The organism is Variovorax sp. W2I14 (assembly GCF_050435205.1).
In the GTDB taxonomy this organism is placed as follows: Bacteria; Pseudomonadota; Gammaproteobacteria; order Burkholderiales; family Burkholderiaceae_C; genus Variovorax; species Variovorax paradoxus_C.
Map to the genome: position 1 here is coordinate 2,371,438 of NZ_JBNDJX010000001.1, position 24,000 is coordinate 2,395,437.

Genomic DNA, 24,000 nt, shown 5'->3' on the forward strand with positions numbered 1-24,000 from the left:
TCCGACAAGAAGGCGCTTTGACTCAGCCCGCCTCCTCGTCCATCACCGCACCGCGATCCTTGATCCGCGTGACCTGCGACAGCACCGCATCCTCAGCCGTCATGTCCGGCCGCTGCCCCTTGTAGACCGGCTGCTCGAACTTGCCGCCCGCATAGCGGTACAGATAGCGCACCTCGACCAGCGTGCCCACAGCCGGCAGCGCTTCGTTGGGCGGCACGGTCACGTTGCCCATGTCGACCATCGCGCCCGCCTCGTCGCGCAGCCCGACCGCCACCGAGCGCTGCGCGTTCACTCGAATCACCTCGCAGGTCGCGCTCTGGTTGAACTTGAACTTCAGGCTCGTTGTGCTGCGCCCCGCTGCGAACGGCGCGGCGAGCGCCTTGAGCACATAGCCTTCGCCATGCGCGGCCAGCAATTGCGCGGCGCGGCGGCGCTTGCCTTCGGCGGTCGTTTCGAGATCGAGCACCAACATCCAGGGCAGGCGTCCGGCTGCCTTCTGCAGATGGCCGAAGCGTTCGATGAAAGGCGCGCCGCGCAGGTCCTGGCCATCGAGCTCCAACAGGTCGAAAGCCTTGAAGGCATCGCCCACATGCTCGCCCGCGATGACGGTGCGGCCGGCCGATACCGCACCGGCCGCAGCAGTCCAGGCCTGCGGAATGTCGACGAAGAGCCCGCGACGATTGGTGCCGCGCACCGTCTCGCCCTCGATCAGCAGGATGCGGTTTTCGCCATCGGCTTTTTCCTGCAGGCCCCAGCCCGCGTCGTCGAAGTAGCATGCCACCTGCTCCTCGAGGATCAGGGTGGGCAACTGCGGCAGCTCGCCGCTGATGCGCCCGGCGAGGTCGGTCGAGGTGTAGAGCGCACCCGACTGGTCCGGCGTGTAGCCCTTGGAGGTTTTTTCCTTCACGACCTTTTCGTAGATCTTCAGCGCGGCCTCGAAAGCGACGGGGCTGCTGGTCTTGGTGCCGGTGGCGAGCGTGCCGCCGCGGCGGCCGTTGCCGTAGTCGACCACCCAACCGTCGTCCTTCGGGCGCAGGTGGACCTGGTAGACCTTGTCGGAACCCTGGCCAGTGAAATAGAGAAAGCTCGATTGAGCGCCTTGCGCATCGGCTGATTTTTCGGCGGGTGCAGCAGAGGCTTTCGTCGTGGCCGCGGGCTCCGTCGGCTGCGAGCTCAACGCCGTCAGATCGACCTCCGGCCGCATCGACGCCGCCCCATTCCATCGCACCTCGAACCCCGCCTTTCGGAAGCGTTCGACGATGAGTTCGCCGACGCGCAGCATGTCGGCATCGGCCCCCTCCGGCGCGCCCCAGAACGCGAGCGACAGCTGGCTCGTGCGCTTCGCGTGGTTCAGATCCTGCCGCGTGTAGAAGCAGAAGCCGTGCACGCCGGCCGCCTCGCCGCCGCGCTCGTGGAAGGCCTCGGAGCAATCGTCGAATCCGTCGGACTGCGTGTCCCCCGCATCGTGCAGCGCGACAAGCCCAGCCTTCGTCAGCGCATCGAACACCTCGTCGATCCTTGCCTTCGCGGCGCGCCATTGCGCGGTCGTCATCTTCACAGGATCGGGTTCGGGCGGTGGCGGTTCGGGAATCGGCTTGCCCGTGACGCGCGCGAGGAGTTCGACCACTTCTTCCATCATCGCGTTCACCATCACGTGGTTGCCGTGGCTGTCGCTCACGTCGGCGTTGGCGCCGGCATCCAGCAGCAGTTGCACCGCATCCACCGTCGGCGCGAATTCGGCTGCGAGATAGAGCGCGGTGCGGCCGTCGGTGCCGGTGTATTCCAACGGGCTTCCGGCTTCGAGCAGCAACCGCAACACGGCGAGATTCGGTTCGACCTTGGTCTGGTTCGATCCCATCGCGGCGCACTGCAGCGCGGTGAAGCCCTGCTTGTTCACCGCGGCCATGTCGGCCCCGGCTTCGATGCATGCACGCACGGTTTGCACATCGGCTTCACGCGCGGCCTCGAAAATCTTCTTCGGATCCATGGCACTCCCTGTGTGTTGGTTTTTTGATTCTGCCGCAGGCACACGGCGCGATATCGCGCCACATGGCACTTCACAGGCCGCGCGAACCTCGCTACATTCGACCCCTCGATTCACAACACAGACCGGAGGTGCGCGATGGAAGACACTGCTATTCATGCCCCTACCCCTCTACGGTTTGTTGTCGGGTCGATCATCAAGAACTGCTGCTGAAGCGCTTCCTGCGCAGCCTGTGCCCCTGAAGGCATAGCAGCCAGCCGGTTCGATCCTCGCGGCGTTCTGCCGCGACAAACCGCCCGATTCAAACGCCGCCGCTGGCACGCCTGTGCGCGCCGCGCGCGATCCGTTCATTTTTTCGAATCAAGGCCAACCATGCTTGAAACACGTGCCGCCGATGCGCGGCAGTTTTCGATTTCCGTTTTTGATCCGCAGCAGGCGTCCGCCGAAGAATGGGCGCAGGCCCTCGCCTACTGGCGCCTGCGCTCCGAGGAAGACTATCCGGGCGAACCGCAGCCCGACGATGCCCACACCGCGCAGAACGTACGCCAGCACACGCCGATGCATGTGGTGAGTCGCATCTTTGCGCGGGATGCGCACGGCAACCTGCTCGGCAACATCAACTTGGGCGTGCGCCGCGAAGCCACATCCGACTACGAAGCCCACGCACCGTTCGTCAATGCGTGGGGTGGAGTGCGGCAGTCCAGCCGGCGCCAAGGTATCGCCAGCCTCTTGCTACGCGAACTGCTGGCGTTGATGGATGCGCAGGGCAAGACCACGGCAACTTTCAATGCTCACCTGCCCGAGGGCCGGGCGTTTCTTTCGGCCGTGGGCGCACTCGAAAAGCACCGCAGCATGGAAAACCGCATGGCTTTTTCCGGCCTCGACGACGACGCACTCGCCCGCTGGCGCGCCGAAGCCCTCGCGCCCGCGCACGGTCTGCGCCTGGAGATCCACGCAGGCCGCGTGCCCTTCGAGCGCCTTGCCACGCTGATGGCGCCGCTCTCGGCATTGCTCGAAGACGCACCCACCACCGGTCTCTCTCGCCCGCCCATGCGCTTCGAGCTCGAAGACTTCCGCGCCTGGTATGCCGAAATCGATCGCCGCGGCGGCGAGCACTTCCTGGTGCTGCTGCTCGACGGTGACGAGGTGGCCGCGGTGTGCGATGCGAGCTGGAACCAGCTCTACCCCGACCGCATGTTCCAGCGGCTCACGGGCGTGGCCCGCAGCTGGCGCGGCAAGGGTCTGGCCAAGGGCGTGAAGGCGTTGATGCTGCAACTGGTGCGCGAGCGCCACCCCGAGGTGGTGATGGCCGTCACGCAGAACGCGGAGGTCAACGCGCCCATGCTCGCCATCAACCGCCAGCTCGGCTTTGTCCCGCACAGGCATGATGGGGCCTACCAGATCGGCACGGAAAGCCTGAGAGCCTTCCTCTCGGCCCGTTCGCCGGCTTCCCGGGAGGCACGCGCTTGAAGACACCTCAAAGACTGCAGACCCTCGTGGACGAGGGCCTGATCGACACCGTCGTACGCCAGCTCATGAGCGGCAAGGAAGCCATGGTGTATGTCGTGCGCTGCGGCGATGAAACGCGCTGCGCCAAGGTCTACAAGGAGGCCGACAAGCGCAGTTTCCGCCAGGCCGTCGACTACACCGAGAACCGCCGCGTCAAGAACACGCGCGAGGCCCGCGCCATGGCCAAGGGCACGAAATTCGGCCGGCAGGTGACCGAGGCCATCTGGCAGAGCGCCGAGGTCGATGCGCTCTACCGCCTGGCCGCCGCTGGCGTGCGGGTGCCGACACCGCACAACTTCCTCGAAGGCGTGCTGCTGATGGACCTGGTGACCGATGCCAACGGCGACGCCGCCCCGCGCCTGAATGACGTGGCCTTCTCGCCCGAAGACGCCCTGCTGCACCACGCGAGCCTCTTGCGCGAAGTGATGCGCATGCTGTGTGCGGGCGTGGTGCACGGCGACCTCTCGGAGTTCAACGTGCTGCTGGCCGAAGACGGCCCCGTCATCATCGACCTGCCGCAGGCCGTGGACGCCGCCGGCAACAACCACGCCAAGCGCATGCTGCTGCGCGACGTGGAGAACCTGCGCAACTTCTTCGGCCAGTACGCGCCCGCGCTGCTGAAGACGCACTACGGCGACGAGATCTGGCAGCTTTACGAGCGCGGCCTGCTGCGGCCCGAGACGGAGCTTTCAGGCACCTTCGTGCGCGAGACCGGCCCCGTCGATCTGAGCAACGTGCTGCGCGAGGTGGACGATGCGCGCGCGGAAGAGGCGGCGCGGCTCCTGCGCATGCAGACGCCGCGACAATAGCGGGCTGCTCACGCCCGCCTCGATGACCTCCAACGCCCTGCTCCAGCGCCAGCCGCTTTTCTTCAACGCCACCACCGCCGTCCGCCAGATCGCCAGGGCCGCGGCCTTCGTGGCGCTCGGGGTCGGCTCGGCAGCGCACGCGGCCAGCATCCGCCTCGAAGACGACCGCGGCACCACGCTCGAACTGCAGGCGCCGGCCAGGCGCATCGTGTCGCTGATGCCCTCGCTCACCGAAACTGTCTGCGCGCTCGATGCGTGCGACCGGCTGGTAGGTGTCGACCGCCATGCCAACTGGCCGGTGTCGGTGAAGAAGCTGCCGCAGGTCGGCGGCATGGACGACGCGAACATCGAGCGCATCGTCGCGCTCAAGCCCGACCTCGTGCTGGTGCGCCCGCGCAGCCGCGTCGCCGAGCCGCTGGAGCGCCTCGGCATCAAGGTGCTGGCGCTGGATGCCAAGACCCACGCCGACATGCGGCGGGTGATGGAAACCGTGGCGCACGCCACCGGCAAGCCCGGCGCGGGCGAGGCGGTCTGGCGCACGCTCGATGCACGGCTCAACGCCGCGCGGGCCCGCGTGCCGCTCGGCTGGCAGGGGCGGCGCGTCTATTTCGAGGTGCACGGCGGCATGGCGGCGGCGAGCGAAAGCTCGTTCATCGGCGAGACGCTCGCGCGCCTGGGCCTCGCCAACGCGGTGCCGGGCACGCTCGGTCCGTTTCCGAAGATGAGCCCCGAATTCGTGGTGCGCGCCGATCCGGACGTGCTGATGGTCTCGGCGCTCGGCGAGATTTCCTCAATGGCTTCGCGGCCCGGCTGGTCGGCCATGAGCGCCATCCAGCGCGGGCGCGTCTGCAGCTTCGCCTCCGCGCGCTTCGACCTGATGATGCGGCCCGGCCCGCGGCTGGACGAAGCGGCCGACGCCATCGTGAACTGCCTCGCCTCGCTGGGGAATCCGCCGCGCTGAGCGCTTCGACTTCCGCACGATTCATGACCATGACAACCACGCCATCCGCCTCGGACATCACGCACGGTGAACTCACGGCGCTCTGGAACCGGGCCTACGAGGGCTACTTCGTGCCCATCCACTTCGACGAGCCGCTTTTCGCGCGGCACCTGCGGCGCGCGGTGGTCGACCTGACGCTCTCCCGCGTCATCGCGGTCGACGGCACCGCCTGCGGCATCTCGCTCGCCGGCCGGCGCGGACTGCGCGGCTACCTTGCGGGCTTCGGCATCGCGGACACGCACCGCCGCCGCGGACTGGCGCGGAAGCTCATCGACGCGCAGGTCGAGGCCTGGTCGAAGGCGGGGCTGCAGCGCGTCTTTCTCGAAGTCATCGCGCAGAACCCGGCGCGCACGCTGTACGGCCAGGCGGGCTTCGATGAACTCAGAACGCTCGACGTGCTGGAAGGAAGCTTCGAGGCGCAGAGCACCGTCACAGCGAAGACGCTCGACCATGCCGACCTCGCGGCCGTGCACACGGCTTGCGCAGCGGTCTCCCGCCCCACATGGCGCCGTGAACTGCCGACCGTGCTGGACGCCATCGACAACGAGGCGGCCATCGCACTCGGCGTGACGCGCGGCACTGCGGTCGTCGCCTACGCCGTCATCCCGCCCACCGGCAACACGCTGCCCGACGCCGCGGCCATCGACGAAGCCGCCGCCCACGGGTTGCTCGACGCGCTCGCGGCCGCCCGCCCCGGCACGCGCTGGCGGCTGGTCGACGAGCCCACCGGCAGCCCGCTCTTCCATGCAGCCACTGCGCGCGGCGCAACGGCTGTCATCCGTCAGATCGAAATGGCGTTGACCATTCACCGACCGGTCAACGCCCGGCCCTCCCCATGAAATCCCGTCAAAAGCAGCCCACCTCTTCCACCCCGTTCATCCGCGTCGGCCCGAGCGGCATCCACGGCCTGGGCGCGTTTGCGACCCGCGACCTGCCGGCGGAGGCGTTTCTCGGCCTCTACGAAGGCCGCCGCTACACGAAAGAGGAAATCGCCGCCAGGGCCTGGGACGACCAGCTCACCTACCTGTTCACGCTGTCGAACAACGAGACCATCGACGGCGCCAAGGGCGGCAACGGCACCCGGCACCTGAATCACGCCTGCGAGCCGAACTGCGAGGCCGTCGAGGAGTACGACGAGGCCGGCGAGATGGTGCTGAAATTCCAGACGCTCGTGCCGGTGAACGCGGGCGACGAGTTGTTCATCGACTACTCGCTGACGGCCGACGACGGCTCGCCGCCATCGAAGTACCCCTGCCATTGCGGCTCGCCGAACTGCCGCGGGACGATGCTGGCACCCGTGGACGACACAGGGGAAAAAGGCGTCGCGACGGACGCAGCGCCCGCCAAGCCCTCGCCGTTCAGCGACCTGCCGTGGTGAGCTGACAGAAGCCGCCGTCAGTGCGACTCGGCCTTCAGGCTGCGCAGTTGCTCCTCGGCCCGCTCCAGCTCCGCGCGGAGCGTGCGGATTTCCTGCTCCAGTTTTTCGATGCGCGCCGCGCGGCCCTGCGCGGGCGCAAGCGCCACGCAGCGCGTCTGGAGTGCGGCCAGCTCCTCGCCGAGTTCACGCCGGCGCAGCATCTGGCCGCGGGAACGGGCGAGCGCCATGTCGCGCTCGAGCACCGCTTCCTGCGCCTTGCAATCGGCCGCATCCAGCGGCTCGGGCGGCGTCGTCTGTGCGAAGGCGGGCATGGCCAGGGCCCATGCAAGGGCGAGGAAGCAGGGTTTGAAGCGCATGCCGCGAAGGTACCCGAAACACCTCGTGTCGGGGGTGCTCGGCCCTATGCCGTGCGGGCTAAAAGGCGCGGCGAACACCCGCGGTTCACTCAGAACGCCCTGGGGCGGAAAAATAGCGCGCCTGCCAACGCGTTGCGAGTTGATGCGCACGGTGCAGCGGCACGCGCGCCGCTTCGAAATCGACCACGCAGGCAAAGTCGGCGGCTTCGGGCCGCATCGGGCTCTCGCTGCTGCGGCCATCGGTGAGGAGCCACAGCCAGCGCTGGCGCGCCGCACTGTGCACGAGCAACTGGTCGGCGCGCTGCACGCCGAGCGCGAGCGGCGTGCCACCGCCGGCGGCGATGGGCGCGATCCAGTCGTCGTTCCAGGCGCTGGCGCGGCGCGGCGGCAGGCGCAGCTCGACCACCTCGCCGGCAAAGCACAGCAGCGCCACATGGTCGCGCCGCTGGTAGGCCTCTTCCATCAGCGACAGCAGCAGGCCCTTGGCGCGCGCGAGGTTGCCGTCGTTGCGCATCGAGGCGGAGCAGTCGAGCAAAAAGCAATGCAGCGCGCCGCTGCGGGCCTGCAATGGGCGACGGCGCAGGTGTTCCGCGCGCAGCGTGTCGGCACCTCGGCTCGCCAGCGTGCGCGGCCAGTCGAGCGCGGCCCCCGGCGATGCGGCGCCGTGCCATGCGTCCCGTTGCCTGCCCTGCCTCCAGTCGCCCTGGCGCGCGCCAGCGGGTGCGGCGTCCCGGAGGCTCAAGCTTTTTTTGGGACGGCCTGCTGCGCGGTTTGCGAAGGGATCAGCGGACGCACCGGCTTGACGCGTTCGATGCCGACGGGCTCGGGCGGCATGGCGCCCCAGTCCTGGTCGCCTGCGTTGTTCTGGCCGGTGCCGCTCGAGTTCGGCGCGCGCTGGGTGTTTGAGGTCACAGGAGCCGATGCCGACGCCGCGCCTTCGGCTTCCGGCTTGCGTCGATGCAGCAGCACGGCTTCGGCCACGCGCTGCACGTGATCGGCGGTGATGTCCGCCGCGCCCTCCCAGGCCGCGAGCGCGCGCGCCGAGCGCAGCATCACCAGATCGGCGCGCAGGCCGTCGACCTGCGACGCGATGCACAGCGCGCCGACGGCTTCGTGCACGTCGTCGCCGTAGGGCAGCGCGGAGGCATCCGCGACGATGGCGCGCGCCTTGACGAGCGCGGCCGCAAGCGCGGCTTCCGCCTCCGCATGCTTCGCGCGAAAGCCCTGCGGATCGACATCGAACGCGAGCCGCGCGCGCACGATCGCCTGCCGCTCGGCCGTGTCCTCGATGTTGCGCAATTGCACGCACAGCCCGAACCGGTCGAGCAGTTGCGGGCGCAGCGTGCCCTCTTCCGGGTTCATCGTGCCGACCAATACGAAGCGCGCCGCGTGCCGGTGCGAGATGCCGTCGCGCTCGACCACGTTGACGCCGCTCGCCGCCGCATCGAGCAGCGAATCGATCAGCGCATCGGGCAGCAGGTTGATTTCGTCCACGTACAGCACGCCGCCATTCGCGCGCGCCAGCAGGCCGGGCGCGAACTTGAGTTCGTGGCCCGCGAGCGCCTGCCCGAGATCGAGCGTGCCCACGAGGCTTTCGAGGCTCGCACCCAGCGGCAGCGTGACGAAGGGCGCACCCGGCAGCAACTCGGCCAGCGCACGCGCCGCCGTGGTCTTGGCGGTGCCGCGCGGGCCTTCGATCAACACGCCGCCGAGGCCGGGGTCGACCGCGGCCAGCAGCAGCGCCTGCCGCAAGTGCGGTTGGCCTGTGATTGCGGAAAAAGGAAAAGGCACCGGCATCGAGGCGGCAGTGGTCATCGGAGGGTTCCTTCCATCTGCTGCTCGTGGTCGAGCAACAGGTTCTCTAACTGGGCTTGGTAGTCGCCAGGCGATTGCCACAGGCCGCGCTGCATGGCTTCGAGCAGGCGGCTCAGCATGTCGTGCAGCGCGCGCGGATTGTGTTGGTTCACGAAGTCGCGGGTGTCGGCGTCGAGCACGTAGGCGTCGGCCACCATCGCGTATTGGTGGTCGCCGACCACGCGCGCGGTGGCGTCGAAGCCGAAGAGGTAGTCGACCGTCGCGGCCATCTCGAAGGCGCCCTTGTAGCCGTGGCGCTTGACGCCGTCGATCCACTTCGGGTTGACCACGCGTGCGCGGATCACGCGGCTGATTTCTTCCTTCAGCGTGCGCACGCGCGGCGCCTGCGGGTTGCCGTGGTCGCCGTGGTACATGGCCGGCTGCCGGCCGCTCAGGTGGCGCACGGCGGCGGCCATGCCGCCCTGGAACTGGTAGTAGTCGTTGGAGTCGAGCAGGTCGTGCTCGCGGCTGTCCTGGTTCTGCAGGACGACGTTCATGGCGCGCAGGCGCCGCACCAGTGCATCGGTTGCGGGCACGCCGTCGCTGCCCTGCCCGTAGGCGTGCGCGCTGCCGCCAACGTAGGCGTTGGAGAGATCGTTGTCGGTCTGCCAGTCGCCGTGATCGAAGAGCGGTTGCAGGCCCGAGCCGTAGCTGCCCGGCGCAGAGCCGAACACGCGCCAGCCGGCTTGGGTGCGAGCGTCTTCGGCGGTCGAACCTTCTGCTTCGAGCGCGGCTGCTTCCCGCAGGATGCGTGCACGGATCGGATTGCGCTCGGCGTCTTCGTCTTCCTGCGATGCGACGGCCTGCACCGCGGCATCGAACATCTGCACGGCATTGGGAAATGCATCGCGGAAGAAGCCCGAGATGCGCAGCGTCACGTCGATGCGCGGACGGCCGAGCCCGACAGTGGGCAGCACCTCGAAATCGACTACGCGCTGGCTGCCCGGAGCCCACTTGGGCCGCACGCCGATCAGTGCGAAGGCCTGCGCGAGATCGTCGCCGCCGGTGCGCATCGTGGCGGTTCCCCAGACCGACAGGCCCAGCGCTACGGGGTAGTCGCCGTGCTCCTGCAGATGGCGCTCGACCAACTGAGCCGCGGACTTGAGGCCGAGCATCCAGGCGGTGGGTGTGGGAATGGCGCGCGTATCAACCGCGTAGAAGTTGCGCCCGGTCGGCAGCACATCGGGGCGGCCGCGCGAGGGCGACCCGCTCGGGCCGGGCGGCACGAAGCGGCCTTGCAGCGCACGCGAAAGCTGATGCAGCTCGTGCGGGCCGCAGGCGTCGAGCGCGGGCGCGAGACTTCGTTCGATACGGCCCATCACGGCAGCGGTGTGCGGCATGTCGGGCGGGCAGGCGTTCTCTTCGAGCAGGCGCTGCGCAAGCAGCTCCAGCCGCTCGCGCGTGTCACCGTGATGCCGCCATGCGTCGGCGCTCACCGATTGCAGCAATTCAGGCCGCATGCCCTGCCATGGCTTGGCCGCGTCGATGTCGAGCGGATCGAAGTCTTCGCCCGGCAGCAGGTCCTGCGCCATCGCGCCCAGCAAACCGGCATTCGCACCCGTGCCGTCGGCCGAGGGATAGCGCGCGAGCGCGAGCAGCGTGTCGCGCCGCAGCCTCGCTTCCGGTGAGGCGCCGAACACATGCAGCCCGTCGCGAATCTGCGTTTCCTTGAGTTCGCACAGGTACGCATCGACGCGCGCCAGCACCGCATCGTCTTCCGCACCCGGCATGCCCAGTTCCTCGACCAGATGCTGCGCCCGCACGGCCGCGAGGATCTGCGCGCGCAGCACCTTGGCGCGGCGCGCATCGACCAGCAGCGCGTCGTAGTACTCGTCGACCTGGCGCTCCAGGTCCTGCAGTGGGCCGTGGTTCTCTGCACGCGTCAGCGGCGGCATCAGGTGATCGACGATGACGGCCTGTGTGCGCCGCTTGGCCTGCGCGCCCTCGCCCGGGTCATTGACGATGAACGGGTACACGTTCGGCAGCGGCCCGAGGATCGCATCGGGCCAGCAGGTCTGCGAAAGCGCGATGCTCTTGCCCGGCAGCCATTCGAGGTTGCCGTGCTTGCCGACATGCACGACCGCGTCGATGGCGAAGGCATCGCGCAGCCAGAAGTAGAACGCGAGGTAGCTGTGCGGCGGCACGAGTTCGGCGTCGTGGTAGCTCGCGTAGTCCGCAGCACCCAGAGTGCCTAAGGAGCGCGCGGGCTGGATGCCGACGAACACGCGACACAGACGAAGCCCCGCGATCATGAAGCGGTCCTGGCGCAGCATCGGGTCCTGCTCAGGCGTGCCCCAGCGCGCATCGATGGCGGCGGCCATGCCTTCGGGCAAGGCTGCGAGCCGCGCGCGGTAGTCGGCGAGCGCGTAGCTCTGCCAGGCGGGGCGCGCGGACCATTGCGCGGGATCGTTCGCGATGCCTTCCTGCAGCGTCTGCATCAGTGCGTCGCCGTCGTTGGGGATGGCATCGCCGAGCACGTAGCCCTCGGTTTGCATCGCACGAAGAATCGCGATCACCGAGGCCGGCGTGTCGAGCCCCACACCACTGCCGATGCGGCCTTCGCTGCCGGGGTAGTTCGCAAGGATCAGCGCGATGCGCTTGTCGGCCACTGGCAGGCTGCGCAGGCGACACCAGCGCCGCGCCAGTTCGGCCACGAAGGCGATGCGGTCCGGCTCGGGCTGGTAGCTCACCACCTCGGTCTGCGTGAGTTCGCAGCGATGCGAGAGGCCCTTGAAGCTCACGGCGCGCGTGATGATGCGGCCGTCCATCTCGGGCAGCGCGATCTGCATCGCGATGTCGCGCGGGCGCAGGCCCTGGCTGTCGGCCAGCCAGTCTTCGCGGTTGCCGCCGCTCACGATCACCTGCAGCACCGGGGCATCGCCGGCCAGCGTGATGGCTTCGCCTGTGTCGTCCTGCGCGCCCTGCCCCAACGCGGCGAAGGCGGTGGTATTCAGCACGAGCTGCACATCGTGTTCGCTGCAGAGGCCGCGGAATGCGGACAGACACAGCGGGTCTTTGAGCGAATCGAGCGCGACCGGCAGCGGATTCAATCCTTCGGCATGCAGCGCGGCCGCGAGCGCATCGAAGGCCGCCGTGTTGCCCGACAGCAGATGCGACCGGTAGAACACCAGCGCCACCACCGGCGCATCCGCATGCCATCCGGCGCGCAGGTCGTCGATGCCGGCCACGGTGTGCGCCGCATCGATGCCGCGCGGCACATGCAGCGCGACCTGCGGCAGGCTGCGCGGCGGCAGCGGCGCCTCGCCATGGCCGAGGCCATGGAATGCCACCGCGCGCAGGAACTGCATCGCGTTGCCCGCACCGCCCGCGCGCATGTACTGCCAGAGCTGGCGGCCGACCGCACGCGGCACCGTGGCGCGCGCGAGCAGGTCTTCGTCTTCCTGCAGGTCGCCCGAGAACATCGCGAGCTGCTGGCCCTTGCGCTTGGCCAGCTTCTCCAGTTGCTGCAGCCCGTAGGCCCAGGCCGATTCGGCACCGAGGTGATCGACCACCACCACGCGCGCATGCCGCAGCACCTCGTCGACGTACAGGTCGAGCGAGGCCGGCTGGCGCAGGTACATGAGGTTGGCCAGCCGCAGCGACGGATAGCCGGGGTCGGTGGCAGCGAGCGCCGTGCGCGCGGCGGCCAGCAGCGCGAGTGTGGTGTCGGCGGAACTGAGCACCACGATGTCGCCCGGCGTCTGGTCGAGCCGGGTGACGACGCTGTCGTCTTCGACGAAGCGTCCGGGCTGGGTGCTCAGCAGGTGCATGTGGCGAGGCGGATCAGGCTGTCAGGCGGGAACGGCCGCCACGCCTTCGAGCGCCTTGCGCAGCGCGGCTTCATCCAGATCTTCACCGATGAACACGAGGCGCGTCCGCTGTGCCTCGTCGTCGCGCCAGCGGCGATCGAAGTGGTGGTCAAAGCGGCGGCCCACGCCTTGCACCAGGAGGCGCATCGGCTTGCCCGGAATCGCGACGAAGCCCTTCACGCGGTAGATGGTGTGCTGCTCGACCAGCGCGGCGAGCGCGGTCAGGAGAACGTCGCGGTCCACCGGCGGCAGGTCGATCACGAGCGAGTCGAAGTCGTCGTGGTCGTGGTCTTCCTCGTGGTCGTGGTGGCTCTCGCGCAGGTGGATCGTGGTTTCGGCCGCGCGGCCCTGGCCCAGCAGCAGCGCGAGCGGCAGCCTGCCTTCGGTGGCGGCGACGATCTTCACCTCGGGCGGCAGCTCTTCGCGCACCAACGCCTCGACCTGCGCGCGCGTGGCGTCGTCCATCAGGTCGGTCTTGTTGAGCACCACGAGGTCGGCGGCCGAGAGCTGGTCTTCGAAGAGCTCGTGCAGCGGCGATTCGTGATCGAGGTTGGGGTCTGCGCGGCGCGCTTCGTCGACGGCTTCGGGGTTCTCGGCGAACTGGCCCGAGGCGGCGGCCGGACCGTCCACCACGGTGACCACCGAATCGACGGTGAAGATGTTCGCGATGTCCGGCCACTCGAAAGCCTGCACCAGCGGCTTGGGGAGCGCGAGGCCCGAGGTCTCGATGATCACCGCGTCGATGTCGCCGCGACGCTCGGCCAGCTGCAGCATCACGGGCAGAAACTCTTCCTGCACGGTGCAGCAGACGCAGCCGTTGGCCAATTCGTAGAGCGCGCCTTCGCGCTCGTTGCCCTCGTCGTCGCAGCCGATGCCGCAGCCACGGAGGATATCGCCGTCGATGCCGAGCTCGCCGAACTCGTTGACGATCACCGCGATGCGGCGGCCTTCGGCGTTGTCGAGGATGTGGCGCAGCAGCGTGGTCTTGCCGCTGCCGAGGAAGCCCGTGACGATGGTGACGGGGATCTTGGCGTTGCTCTGTGTCATGGAATGGATGCGTTCAAGCGCCTGGGCGCGAAGATGGATGGCGGCACGCCGCAGCGCGCCGCGAGGGAACTGCCGGCGCGGGCGCGTGGCGATGGAGAGATTCGAGTCAGACGCCGCCGTACAGGCGACGCTCGACGAAGACCGTGCCCTGCAGACGGCGCCAGCCCTTGGCGGCGGCCAGCACGCCCAGGTCGACCAGCGGCTCGACGAGCACGACGGTCATGTAGGCCGCGCCGAAGCTGGCGATCTGGCCCAGGTTCTCGAGGCCCGTGCCGCGTCCGTACAGCGCCCAGAAGCCGACCCAGACCACGATGCCGCCCTGATAGGCCACCGACAGCTTGAAGGCTTGCTGATAGCTCAGGTCCACATACGCGACGTTCTCGGGAATGATCCGCCGCGCCAGCGCGGCTGTCGCGAACAACGGCACCAGCAAGGTGGTGACGTTCATGCCGAACTGCGGCAGGTCTTGCGGTTCGAAGAACAGGCTCTGGATCAGCAGCCCGCCCGCGAGGCCGATGGCTGCAGGCGCCAGCCCGAACACCAGCAGCAGCGTCGTGCCGAGAATCAGGTGCACCTCGGAAACACCCACCGGATGGTGCGGCAGCACTTCGAAGAAGCAGAACACCAGCGCCACGGCGATGGCCGAGCGCAGCGCCAGGGCGGCGATGCCGTCCTTCACAACGGTGTCGAAGGCGACCTTGCCCGTGTAGGCCAGCGCGGCGGCGGCCGTCGCGTAGCTGAGGAAAATCTTGGATCCGTCGACTAGACCTGGTTCGATGTGCATCGAGCACCTCCTGTAGTGCACCGCAGTGCGAAAGTTGATTGTTGGTGGATGGGGTGGATCACGCAAGCGCCGTCATGACCGCTGGAGTTCGCGCTGCATGCCGGTGCCATTGGCCGATCCGGGTTTGCGCCGCGACCGGCGCCAGTCGAGATCACGCGCCGGGGCCTCAGAACGTCACCAGCGCCGAGACTTCGAACGCGCGCGGCCGGCCCAGCAGCCACTGGTTGCCGCTGTTCGAGAACGACACGGGGTACTTGCGATCACCAAGGTTGAAGGCACGCAGCGCGAGCTTCAGCGACGGGCTGGCCTGCCAGCTGATGGAGGCGTCGGCCACGGTGTAGGAGCCGATCTTTCGCGTGTTGGCATCGTCGGCCTGGCGCGAACCGACGTAGCGCACGCCCAGCCCGGCCTCCCATTGCGGCAGGAAGCGCCAGTTGAGCCAGACATTGGCCGAAGCCTCGGGCACTTCCTTGGGTGTGTTGCCCGCACGCGAGATGAGCTTGTTGCCGACGCGCTCGTTGAAGTCGTCATACCGCGCGCGCAGCCTGGCGGCATTGGCTTCGAGGCGCAGCGTGGACGTCAGCGCGAGGTCCAGCGTGGCCTCGATGCCCTGCGACGACTGCTGGCCGACCTGCTGCGAAACAGCAGGGTCGCTCGCATCGCGCGACAGCAGCTTGCGCTTCTCGATCTTGTAGGCGGCAATCGACCACGCGCCGCGGTTGTCTGCGAGCTGGCGCTTGTAGCCCACCTCTACCTGGCGGCCGGTGGCAAGGTCGAATTGCGACTGCGAGGTCGAGGTGGTGAGCAGCGAACCCAACGGATCGGCGGCGCGCGCGATCTGCCCGTAGAACGACTGCGTCGCGTCGGGCGCATACACCACGCCCACGCGACCGGTGCCGTAAACGAAGGTGCGCTCGAAGTTGTTGACCGGCCGAGTCAGGTCGACGCGGCTGACCCGAGCATGGTCCCAGCGCAGGCCCGCCACCACCGACCAACGGTCGTTGATCGCGAGCCGGTCTTCGGCGAAGAAGGCATACGTGCGGGCCTGTGCGCGATAGCGCGGCAGGTAGGCTTGCGGCGACTCGTAGCGACCCGACGCGAAGAAGAACGGGTCCACCTCCGAGTAGCCGCCGTAGGGCGTGTCGCTCGATCCGAGGAAATCGATGCGGTTGATGTCGAAGCCCGCGAGCACCTGGTTGGCCATGCCGAACAGGTCGTGGCGCCAGGCGATGTCGCTGCGGTTGCCGACCTGTTCCTGGTGGTGGCCGATCTCCAGGTAGTCGTCGCGGCTGACGAGGCCGCTGTCGGGCATGTAGGCGTAGGTTTCGCTGTCGCGCCAGTGGCGCTTCGTTTCGAGGCGGTAGAGCTGGTTGCGCACGGTGACGGCGCTGCTGGGCGTCCAGACCGCATCGAGGCGGGTCCAGCTGTCGCGGTACTTGAGCTTGGCGTCGTCGAGGTTGTAGTTCAGGTCGAGGCTGCGACGGTCGAGCCGGCCGTTGATCAGCGGCACGCCGAAGTAGCGCTCGGGCGACTGGCGGCCCTCGTCGTGCGAAAGGGTGATGTTCAGGTCGGGCGAAACGTCGAGCCGCACCGCCGCGCCAATTGCCAGGCCCTCGGATTCGCCGCGCGCCATGAAGCCGTTGGAATGCCGGTGGCTCACGTCGAGCCGGTACGAGAGGCGGTCGTTGATCGCGCCGCCGCTGCCAAAGGCGATCTGTCGCGTGGCATCCGACCCGAAGGAGACCAGCGCCTCGTTCTCGATCGGGCCGCGCGTGGGCTTCTTGGGCACGGTGTTGATCGCGCCGCCAATCGCGCCGTCGCCGTACATCACCGAGGCTGCGCCGCGCAGCATTTCGATGCGATCGATGGACCAGGTGTCGAAGGGGAAGGTCACGGTGCCCGCGCCCATGTAGAGGCGCGTGCCGTCGAAGAGCTGCATCACCGAGCTGTGGCCCGAGAAGCCGCGCGCCGCCATCGAAGTGCCGCCATTGCCGGGGCTGGAATCGGCGGTGATGCCGGTGGCGCGGGTCACCGCTTCGACCACCGAAACATCGCCGCGTGCGCGGATGGTGTCGCCTGTCAGCACCTCGATGCTCGCGGGGGTTTCCAGCGGCGTGAGGCCGAGGCGGCTGCCGGTCTGGGTCGGCTCGTCGATCGCGAGCGGCGTGTGCCGGCTGGCTTCTACCTGCACGGGTGTGAGGCTGTTGTTGTTGCCGCTACCCGTCGCTCCGGCCGACTGGGCCAGCGCGCTGCCTGCGCCGAAGGCCAGTCCCACGCCCAATGAAAGACGTGAAAGGCGTGCCCATTGCAATTGCGGCAATTGCGGCAACGGCGCCCCCGTGCGATCGCGCGCCGGCGATGCTTGACCCATGTGACTTCTCCTCCGACCTGCGTCCCCGCAGGCTCCCGACCGAATGAGGACGTCGACGGAGGCGGCTGAGGGCGGGCCGGTTCGCGCAGAGGGCGAAACGGCAGGCCCGGACCCGCACTCCCGCAGCGTCCGAAAGCGGTTGCGAAGGCCGGTATCCGGGCTTGCGGAGCGCTTCGATGGCACTGTGCGTGCGCATCGGAGCCGAAACCCTCGCCTTCCCACGCAAAAGCGCAGTGGCTGCCGATGCTCAAAAGAAGAGAGACATCGACGCGAGGTTTTCCAGATCCGCTGACCGTTGCGGGGGCAGCGCAGGAATGGATGCGTCCGTGAAGACGCAGCGCACCTGCTTCCCGTTTAACCCCCAAGCCATGGAATGGCATGCGGGGCACCTTCGAACCGTGCGAGCTTGCGAATAGAGATTACAAAACTCGACGGCCGGAATTATAGGGAGCCCCCCGGGCGAGGCCGGCGCCCCGTCGTCCCTGGGGGCTCAGGCGGTTTTTCCTTCCGCGCCGAAGAGCCGCCGCATCACCGCGACACCGGCGACCAGCGCGTTCGAATAGCTGGCGTAGGGATCGTGCGCCGCCTCCAGCGGCACGTAGACATGGCGCCGGTCTTTGTCAGCCGCATCGCCGTCGGTCGCTTCCTCCATGAGCACCCAATAGAACTCGCCCGCTTCCAGTTCGTGGACGGTGAGCGCGATGTTTCGTGATGAGGACATGGAAAGACGGTTCATGCAGCGGGTTTTCTGTCAATGAATGGGCGAAGAGCGCGGTTGACAGCTTCCGGGCTTCTCCTACAGAGCTCGCCAGTGGCGCGAACTAGTGTTGTCTGCAGAGACCTTCCTCAAGAAAGAACCCGGAGGCAACATGAAGCACTTCACTCTGGACTCGAGCATGCGCGCCAGCATCGGCGGCGCGTTCTATCCGAGCGGCTATTCGATGGTGATGTTCCCGAGCGCCGAAGACGCCGACCGCATCGGCCATCGGTTGATCGAGAACGGCGTGAGCGGCGACGAGGTTTACCTGATTGACGCCGAAACGGTGCTGCGAGAAATCTCGCCGACCGTCAGCGACTCGGACAACCCACTGCCCTCCGCCGGCACCGATGCGGCCACGGTGCGCGCCTACACCAAGCTGGCGCGCGAAGGCCACACGGGCCTTCTTGTCAAAACCAAGGACGAAGCGGCAGCGAACCAGATGATGGAACTGGTGCGTACCGTGCCCTACTCCATCGCGCAGCGCTACCGCACGCTGGTCATCGAAGATCTCTGAAACGGCGCCCGCCCTTCGGACTTCAAGCCGGCACGGCCATCGACACCGCGCGCTGCACCACGTCGCGCGCCATGGCCTGGGCGAGTTCGTGTTCGCCGAGGAAGACCGTGACGGCCGTTTCCTGCTTGAGCAGCGTGGCCTCCTGTTCGTTGTGGCTGCGGATCACGGTCTGGATCACCGGGTTGAGCGTGCGCGCGGTCTCGATCATCTGGCGCACGTTCAGGGTGTCGGGCGTGGCCACCACCAGCACGCGGGCGCGCGCGATGTGCGCCTGGATCAGCACGGCCGGGTCCGCCGCATCGCCCCACACGGCGGCGATGCCGCCCTCGCGCAGCTTCTCGACGAGCTCGCGGTTCTGCTCGGCCACCACGTAGGGAATGTCGTTCGCCTCGAGTTCGGCCGCAATGCGGCGCCCGACGCGGCCATAGCCGACCAGCACCACCTGCCTGGAGAGGTACTTCGCCTCGGTGGTCATCGGCAGTTCGGCCAGCGGATCGCTGCGCGATTCGAGCTTGCGGGCGAACGAGGAATGCGTGTGCAGCCATTTCTGCATCGGCGCGATGAGGCTGAACCACAGCGGATTGGTCGCAATGGAAATGAGCGCGCCCGCGAGCACCAGGCTCTGCCCTTCGACCGGCAGCAGGCCGAGCGACACGCCCAACCCCGCCAGGATGAAAGAGAACTCGCCGATCTGCGCGAGGCTCGCGCTCACCGTGAGGGCCGTGGCCAGCGGATAGCGGAACACCAGCACCAGCGCGCAGGCCGCAAGCGACTTGCCCAGCACGATCACCAGGACCACCGCGAGCACCTGCAGGGGGCGGTCGATGAGCACCGAGGGGTCGAACAGCATGCCGACGGACACGAAGAACAGCACCGCGAAGGCATCGCGCAGCGGCAGCGACTCCTGTGCGGCCCGGTGGCTGAACTGCGACTCGCGCATGACCATGCCGGCAAAGAAGGCACCGAGCGCGAACGACACGCCGAAGAGCGCCGCAGAAGCAAAGGCGATGCTCACGGCGGCGGCCACCACGCACAGCGTGAAGAGCTCGCGAGAACCGGTGCGCGTGACCTGCCAGAGGATCCACGGGAACACGCGCCGCCCCACCACGAGCATCAGCGCGACGAAGCCGCCGACCTGCAGGAGCGTGAGGCCGAGGGTCTGCCAGAGCGGGTCCGCGGGGCCGCCGCCGTTGTCGGGCGTGCCGCCGAGCGCGCCGGCCAGCGGCGGCATGAGCACCAGCACGAGCACCATGGCGAGGTCTTCGACGACGAGCCAGCCGATGGCGATGCGGCCGGTGAACGAATCCAGGATGCCCAGGCTCTCGAGCGCGCGCAGCAGCACGACCGTGCTGGCCACCGAGAGCGCGAGGCCGAACACGAGTGCGGCGCCGGGACTCCAGCCCCACCACATCGCAAGGCCGCCGCCGAGCAGCGTGGCGACAGCGATCTGCGCCAGTGCGCCGGGCAGCGCGATCTTGCGCACGGCCAGGAGGTCGTCGAGGGAGAAGTGAAGGCCGACGCCGAACATCAGCAACATGACGCCGATTTCGGCGAGCTGCGCGGCAATGCTTGCATCGGCCACGAAGCCGGGCGTGAAGGGGCCGATGATCACGCCCGCGAGGAGGTACCCCACGAGGGCCGGCAGCCGCAGCTTGGCTGCCAGGAAACCGAACACCAGCGCGAGGCCGAGGCCGGCGGCAATGGTGTTGATGAGGGAAACGCTGTGCGGCATCGCTGCATTTTGCAGGAACGAGGGGTGGCCCTTCATGTCAATGCCCCTCTGACCGGCCTTCCGTCTTGCTCCCTCTTCCGCTTGCGGGAGAGGGCTGGGGTGAGGGCTTCGGGCGGTAGCAAAAGCATATGGGTGGACAGGCCGCAGCCCTCACCCCAACCCTCTCCCCAGAGGGAGAGGGAGCAAGACAAGAGCCTCAGCCGGCCATCTTGCTGTCGCGGGCGCCTTCCAGCACTTCGGGCTCTTGCGATTCGACCCAGCTTTCGTTGTTCAGGCCCGCCTGCAGGCGATTCATGTCGAGTTCGTTGGTCCACTTGGCCACCACGATGGTGGCCACGCCGTTGCCGATCAGGTTGGTCAGCGCGCGCGCCTCGGACATGAAGCGGTCGATGCCCAGGATGAGTGCAAGGCCCGCCACCGGCACATGGCCCACCGCCGACAGTGTGGCCGCCAGCACGATGAAGCCGCTGCCGGTGACGCCCGCCGCGCCCTTCGAGGTGAGCAGCAGCACCGCGAGCAACGTGATCTCCTGCACCAGCGTCATCGGCGTGTTGGTCGCCTGCGCGATGAACACCGCGGCCATCGTGAGATAGATCGAGGTGCCGTCCAGGTTGAACGAGTAGCCGGTGGGGATCACCAGGCCCACGCAGGTCTTGTTCGCGCCCAGGTTCTCCATCTTTTCCATCATGCGCGGCAGCACCGATTCACTGGAGGACGTGCCCAGCACGATCAGCAGTTCTTCCTTGATGTACTTGATGAACTTCCAGATGCTGAACCCGTGGAATCGCGCAATGAGCCCGAGCACCACGAAGATGAACAGGAGGCAGGTGAGATAGAACGTGCCCATCAGCTTGCCCAGCGAGAAGAGGCTCCCCACGCCGTACTTGCCGATGGTGAAAGCCATGGCGCCGAAGGCGCCGATGGGCGCGAGCTTCATGATGTAGCCGACGATCACGAAGAGCACGTGCGAGCCTTTCTCGATCACGTCGAACACCAGCGTGCCGCGGCCGCCGAAGCGGTGCAGGGCAAAGCCGAACAGCACCGCGATCAGCAGCACCTGCAGGATCTCGCCCTTGGCGAAGGCATCCACGATGGTGCTGGGAATGATGTTGAGCAGAAAGTCGACCGTGCCGGTCATCTTGCCCGGGCCGGTGTAGGCGGCGATGGCCTTGGTGTCGAGCGTGGCCGCATCGATGTTCATGCCGGCGCCGGGCTTGAGCACGTTGACCAGCACGAGGCCGACCACCAGCGCGATGGAGCTCACGACCTCGAAGTACAGGAGTGCGAGGCCCCCGGTCTTGCCGACCTTCTTCATGTCTTCCATGCCGGCGATGCCCACCACCACCGTGCAGAAGATGATCGGCGCGATGATCATCTTGATGAGCTTGATGAAGCCGTCGCCCAGCGGCTTCATGCTCTCCCCGATTGCCGGGTAGAAATAGCCCAGCAGCACACCGATGATCACCGCGGTGATCACCTGCACATAGAGGGAGCGGTAGAGCGGGAGCTTCTTGGCGGATGTGTTTGTTGTGTGTTCCATGACTTGCCTCCGGAAGGGTTGAGAACTGTAGGCTCGTATCGGTTGCTTTCCATTCGTAAAAGCCACATCGCAGGAACAAAAAAACCCGCCGAAGCGGGTTCTTTCATCAGGCTGCAGTCAGCATCAGAAGGTGTGAATGAACTCGGCGTGCCCGAGCAGCACGCTCAGGCGCGCCCGATCAAGGCGCAAAGCGCAGCCATAGCTTGAGCTATGGCGAGCATTTGCAACGCGGAGCGGGTGTGCCTGAGCGGGATGAGCGGGCATGACGAGTTCGTTCATACCTTCTTAATGCATGTGGAGGCCGCCGTTGACCGAGAAGTCGGCCCCGGTGGAGTAGCCGCCTTCGTCCGTGGCCAGCCACGAGATGATCGAGGCGATTTCGCTCGGCTCGCCCAGGCGCTTGACCGGGATGGTGGCCACGATCTTGTCGAGCACTTCCTGGCGGATGGCCTTGACCATGTCGGTGCCGATGTAGCCCGGGCTCACGGTGTTGACCGTCACGCCCTTGTTGGCCAGCTCCTGCGCCAACGCCATCGTGAAGCCGTGCATGCCGGCCTTGGCCGCCGAGTAGTTGGTCTGGCCCGCCTGGCCCTTGGCGCCGTTGACCGAGCTGATGTTGATGATGCGGCCCCAGCCCTTTTCCACCATGTCGCCCACCACCTGCTTGGTGACGTTGAACATGCTGTTGAGGTTGGTCTCGATGACCGCGCTCCAGTCCTCGGGGGTCATCTTGAGGAACATGCGGTCGCGCGTGATGCCGGCGTTGTTGACCAGCACGTCGATGGGCCCATGCGCCGCCTTGGCGGCGGAAAAAGCCTCGACGGTAGATTGCCAGTCGCCGACATTGCCGACCGAGGCGTGGAACTCGAAGCCTTCGGCTTTCTGTTCGGCGAGCCACTTGGCATGGTCGCGTGTGGGGCCGCAACCGGCGACCACGGTGAATCCGTCTTTGTGCAGACGTTGGCAGATGGCTGTTCCGATGCCACCCATGCCTCCGGTGACATATGCAACTTTCTTGCTCATGAAATTTCCTTGATGTTTGCTTGGCAAAAGCCTGAACGGCCGCCTTCACTCTAGCCATTTTCACGCCACCGACCTCTGAGGAAAACACTAAGAGGCTGAGAGGCAATCCGACACGACCGCTCATCCCCCGCAAGCGCCCCCATTCGGCGTTGCAAATGCTCGCCATAGCCCGAGCTATGGCTGCGCTTTGCGCCTTGATTGGGGCCGCTTGCGGAGGCTGCTCGGTCACGCCGGATTGCCTCTCAGCCTCTGAGCAAGCTTGCAACCAGCTGTCACGAGGCACGCACAGGTGCAACCTATATGCTCAGGTCTGTGCGCTCTTGCCCACGCGTTGCCCTCAAGGAGTTCGAAAGTATGAATTTCGGGATCATCGTATTCCCCGACGTCGAGGAACTCGATTTCGTGGGCCCCTGGGAAATGCTCACCATGTGGAGCAAGCTCGCCGCAGGACCTGAGAACTGCCTGATCGTCGCGGAGAAAACCGGGCCGGTGGTCTGCGCCAAGGGGCTTTCGATCAATCCGCATGTGTCGTTCGCCGACTGCCCGCCGCTCGACTACCTGCTCGTGCCCGGCGGCATGGGCACGCGGCGCGAGGTCGACAACCCCGCGATGGTGCAGTTCCTGGCCAAGCAGGCGCCGGGGTGCAAGGCGCTGCTGTCGGTATGCACCGGCGCGTTCGTGCTGCATGCGGCGGGCCTGCTCTCCGGCAAGACCGCGACCACGCACTGGGGTTCGCTCGATCGCCTGCGCGCACTCGGCGATGTGAAGGTGGTCGAGCAGCGTTTCGTGCAGGACGGCAACGTGTGGACTTCGGCCGGTGTCTCGGCCGGCACCGACCTGATGCTTGCCTTCATCGCTCATACCGCGGGCGAGGAAGCCGCCGCGCGCGTGCAGTTGCAGTCGGAGTACTACCCCGCGGACACGGTGTACGGCAGCACGGCCAGCCACGAGCGGGCGCCGGCGTACGTGAAGCGGCCGGGGGCCAAGCGGCATGGCGGCTGATCTTCAGGAACCGCTGGCGGTGCTCGCGGCGCGCGTGGGCGAGACGCTGCGCGCGCGGGGACAGACGGTGTCGGTCGTCGAATCGTCGGCCGGTGGGCTGGTCTCGGCCGCCCTGCTCGCGATCCCAGGCGCATCGGCCTACTTCCGCGGCGGCGCCATCGTCTATTCGCGCCGCGCCGGCCGCGCGCTGCTGAACCTGACCGCCGAAGACATGATCGGCCTGCGCGGAGAAACCGAGCCCTATGCCCTGCTCGTCGCCGGCCGGATGCGCGACAACCATCATGCGACCTGGGGCATCAGCGAAAGCGGCGCAGCCGGCCCGTCGGGCAGCCCTTATGGCGACCTACCCGGGCGCGTGTGCCTCGCTGTGGTCGGCGCGGCGAGCGTGAGCCGGACCGTCGAGACCGGCGACATGGACCGCCCCGCGAACATGGAAGCGTTCGCGCGGCTCCTGCTTGCGCTGTTCGACGAGACACTGCGCACGCAGAACACACCTTCCGAAGCCACCGCTCGATGATGCAGAGGGGC

General features: G+C 67.4%; 21 protein-coding genes and 1 riboswitch. Of the genes, 8 read left to right on the forward strand and 13 right to left on the reverse strand.

What is annotated here, in order from left to right; genetic code table 11:
* Positions 1–22: 22 nt before the first annotated feature.
* The gene (locus QF040_RS10975) at positions 23–1,987 is read right to left on the reverse strand and encodes a DUF6891 domain-containing protein (RefSeq protein WP_429611039.1); all 1,965 of its coding nucleotides are present in this window, start codon (positions 1,985–1,987) and stop codon (positions 23–25) included.
* Between the two features lie 369 nt (positions 1,988–2,356).
* Here QF040_RS10975 and QF040_RS10980 point away from each other — a divergent pair, with 369 nt between their 5' ends.
* The 5 genes from QF040_RS10980 to QF040_RS11000 are packed head-to-tail and all read left to right on the forward strand — an operon-like array spanning position 2,357 to position 6,680.
* Positions 2,357–3,454 carry an N-acetyltransferase family protein gene (locus tag QF040_RS10980; protein WP_429611040.1) on the forward strand — a complete coding sequence of 366 codons (1,098 nt, stop codon included), beginning with the start codon at positions 2,357–2,359 and terminating at the stop codon, positions 3,452–3,454.
* The gene (locus tag QF040_RS10985) at positions 3,451–4,302 is read left to right on the forward strand and encodes a PA4780 family RIO1-like protein kinase (protein ID WP_429611041.1); all 852 of its coding nucleotides are present in this window, start codon (positions 3,451–3,453) and stop codon (positions 4,300–4,302) included. The genes QF040_RS10980 and QF040_RS10985 overlap by 4 nt, the downstream gene beginning before the upstream one ends.
* Before the next feature lie 22 nt (positions 4,303–4,324).
* The gene (locus QF040_RS10990; RefSeq protein ID WP_429611042.1) at positions 4,325–5,263 is read left to right on the forward strand and encodes an ABC transporter substrate-binding protein; all 939 of its coding nucleotides are present in this window, start codon (positions 4,325–4,327) and stop codon (positions 5,261–5,263) included.
* 29 nt (positions 5,264–5,292) lie between these two features.
* Entirely contained in the window at positions 5,293–6,141 is an 849-nt protein-coding gene (locus tag QF040_RS10995) for a GNAT family N-acetyltransferase (protein WP_429611043.1), read from the forward strand.
* Positions 6,138–6,680 carry an SET domain-containing protein gene (locus tag QF040_RS11000; protein WP_429611044.1) on the forward strand — a complete coding sequence of 181 codons (543 nt, stop codon included), beginning with the start codon at positions 6,138–6,140 and terminating at the stop codon, positions 6,678–6,680. The genes QF040_RS10995 and QF040_RS11000 overlap by 4 nt, the downstream gene beginning before the upstream one ends.
* Positions 6,681–6,697: 17 nt before the next feature.
* On the opposite strand, the gene QF040_RS11005 is transcribed toward QF040_RS11000, so the two are convergent.
* From QF040_RS11005 to QF040_RS11040, 8 genes are all read right to left on the reverse strand, one after another.
* On the reverse strand, positions 6,698–7,036 hold the full coding sequence (locus QF040_RS11005) for a DUF1090 family protein (RefSeq protein WP_429611045.1): 339 nt from the start codon (positions 7,034–7,036) through the stop codon (positions 6,698–6,700).
* 85 nt (positions 7,037–7,121) lie between these two features.
* Entirely contained in the window at positions 7,122–7,778 is a 657-nt protein-coding gene (locus QF040_RS11010; RefSeq protein WP_429611046.1) for a vWA domain-containing protein, read from the reverse strand.
* Positions 7,775–8,851 (reverse strand): ATP-binding protein, encoded by a 1,077-nt coding sequence (locus QF040_RS11015; protein ID WP_429611047.1) that lies wholly within the window; start codon positions 8,849–8,851, stop codon positions 7,775–7,777. The genes QF040_RS11010 and QF040_RS11015 overlap by 4 nt, the downstream gene beginning before the upstream one ends.
* Positions 8,848–12,660, reverse strand: a complete 3,813-nt coding sequence (gene cobN / locus QF040_RS11020) for a cobaltochelatase subunit CobN (RefSeq protein ID WP_429611048.1) — start codon at positions 12,658–12,660, stop codon at positions 8,848–8,850. Before cobN ends, QF040_RS11015 begins: the two co-directional genes overlap by 4 nt.
* Before the next feature lie 21 nt (positions 12,661–12,681).
* Positions 12,682–13,746, reverse strand: coding sequence for a cobalamin biosynthesis protein CobW (gene cobW, locus QF040_RS11025; protein ID WP_429611049.1), 1,065 nt, complete (start codon positions 13,744–13,746; stop codon positions 12,682–12,684).
* Positions 13,747–13,852: 106 nt separating this feature from the next.
* Positions 13,853–14,530, reverse strand: coding sequence for an energy-coupling factor ABC transporter permease (locus QF040_RS11030; RefSeq protein ID WP_429611050.1), 678 nt, complete (start codon positions 14,528–14,530; stop codon positions 13,853–13,855).
* A gap of 166 nt (positions 14,531–14,696) precedes the next feature.
* Positions 14,697–16,901, reverse strand: a complete 2,205-nt coding sequence (locus QF040_RS11035; RefSeq protein WP_429611051.1) for a TonB-dependent receptor — start codon at positions 16,899–16,901, stop codon at positions 14,697–14,699.
* Between the two features lie 129 nt (positions 16,902–17,030).
* Positions 17,031–17,308, reverse strand: a riboswitch (cobalamin riboswitch).
* Positions 17,309–17,391: 83 nt separating this feature from the next.
* Positions 17,392–17,622: a hypothetical protein gene (locus QF040_RS11040; RefSeq protein ID WP_429611052.1), complete on the reverse strand. Its 231-nt coding sequence runs from the start codon at positions 17,620–17,622 to the stop codon at positions 17,392–17,394.
* A gap of 148 nt (positions 17,623–17,770) precedes the next feature.
* Here QF040_RS11040 and QF040_RS11045 point away from each other — a divergent pair, with 148 nt between their 5' ends.
* Positions 17,771–18,175, forward strand: coding sequence for a hypothetical protein (locus QF040_RS11045; RefSeq protein WP_429611053.1), 405 nt, complete (start codon positions 17,771–17,773; stop codon positions 18,173–18,175).
* A 22-nt stretch (positions 18,176–18,197) separates the two neighbouring features.
* Here the strand turns inward: QF040_RS11045 and ybaL are convergent, their stop codons facing one another.
* From ybaL to phbB, 4 genes are all read right to left on the reverse strand, one after another.
* On the reverse strand, positions 18,198–19,907 hold the full coding sequence (gene ybaL / locus QF040_RS11050) for a YbaL family putative K(+) efflux transporter (protein ID WP_429614642.1): 1,710 nt from the start codon (positions 19,905–19,907) through the stop codon (positions 18,198–18,200).
* A gap of 196 nt (positions 19,908–20,103) precedes the next feature.
* Positions 20,104–21,447 (reverse strand): dicarboxylate/amino acid:cation symporter, encoded by a 1,344-nt coding sequence (locus tag QF040_RS11055; RefSeq protein ID WP_013542259.1) that lies wholly within the window; start codon positions 21,445–21,447, stop codon positions 20,104–20,106.
* Positions 21,448–21,570: 123 nt separating this feature from the next.
* Positions 21,571–21,726, reverse strand: coding sequence for a hypothetical protein (locus tag QF040_RS11060; RefSeq protein WP_429611054.1), 156 nt, complete (start codon positions 21,724–21,726; stop codon positions 21,571–21,573).
* Between the two features lie 6 nt (positions 21,727–21,732).
* The gene (gene phbB / locus QF040_RS11065; protein ID WP_042579370.1) at positions 21,733–22,470 is read right to left on the reverse strand and encodes an acetoacetyl-CoA reductase; all 738 of its coding nucleotides are present in this window, start codon (positions 22,468–22,470) and stop codon (positions 21,733–21,735) included.
* A 354-nt stretch (positions 22,471–22,824) separates the two neighbouring features.
* Here phbB and QF040_RS11070 point away from each other — a divergent pair, with 354 nt between their 5' ends.
* Together QF040_RS11070 and QF040_RS11075 are read left to right on the forward strand one after the other, a co-directional pair.
* On the forward strand, positions 22,825–23,472 hold the full coding sequence (locus QF040_RS11070; protein WP_429611055.1) for a DJ-1/PfpI family protein: 648 nt from the start codon (positions 22,825–22,827) through the stop codon (positions 23,470–23,472).
* Positions 23,462–23,989, forward strand: a complete 528-nt coding sequence (locus QF040_RS11075; protein ID WP_429611056.1) for a CinA family protein — start codon at positions 23,462–23,464, stop codon at positions 23,987–23,989. The genes QF040_RS11070 and QF040_RS11075 overlap by 11 nt, the downstream gene beginning before the upstream one ends.
* Positions 23,990–24,000: the final 11 nt, after the last annotated feature.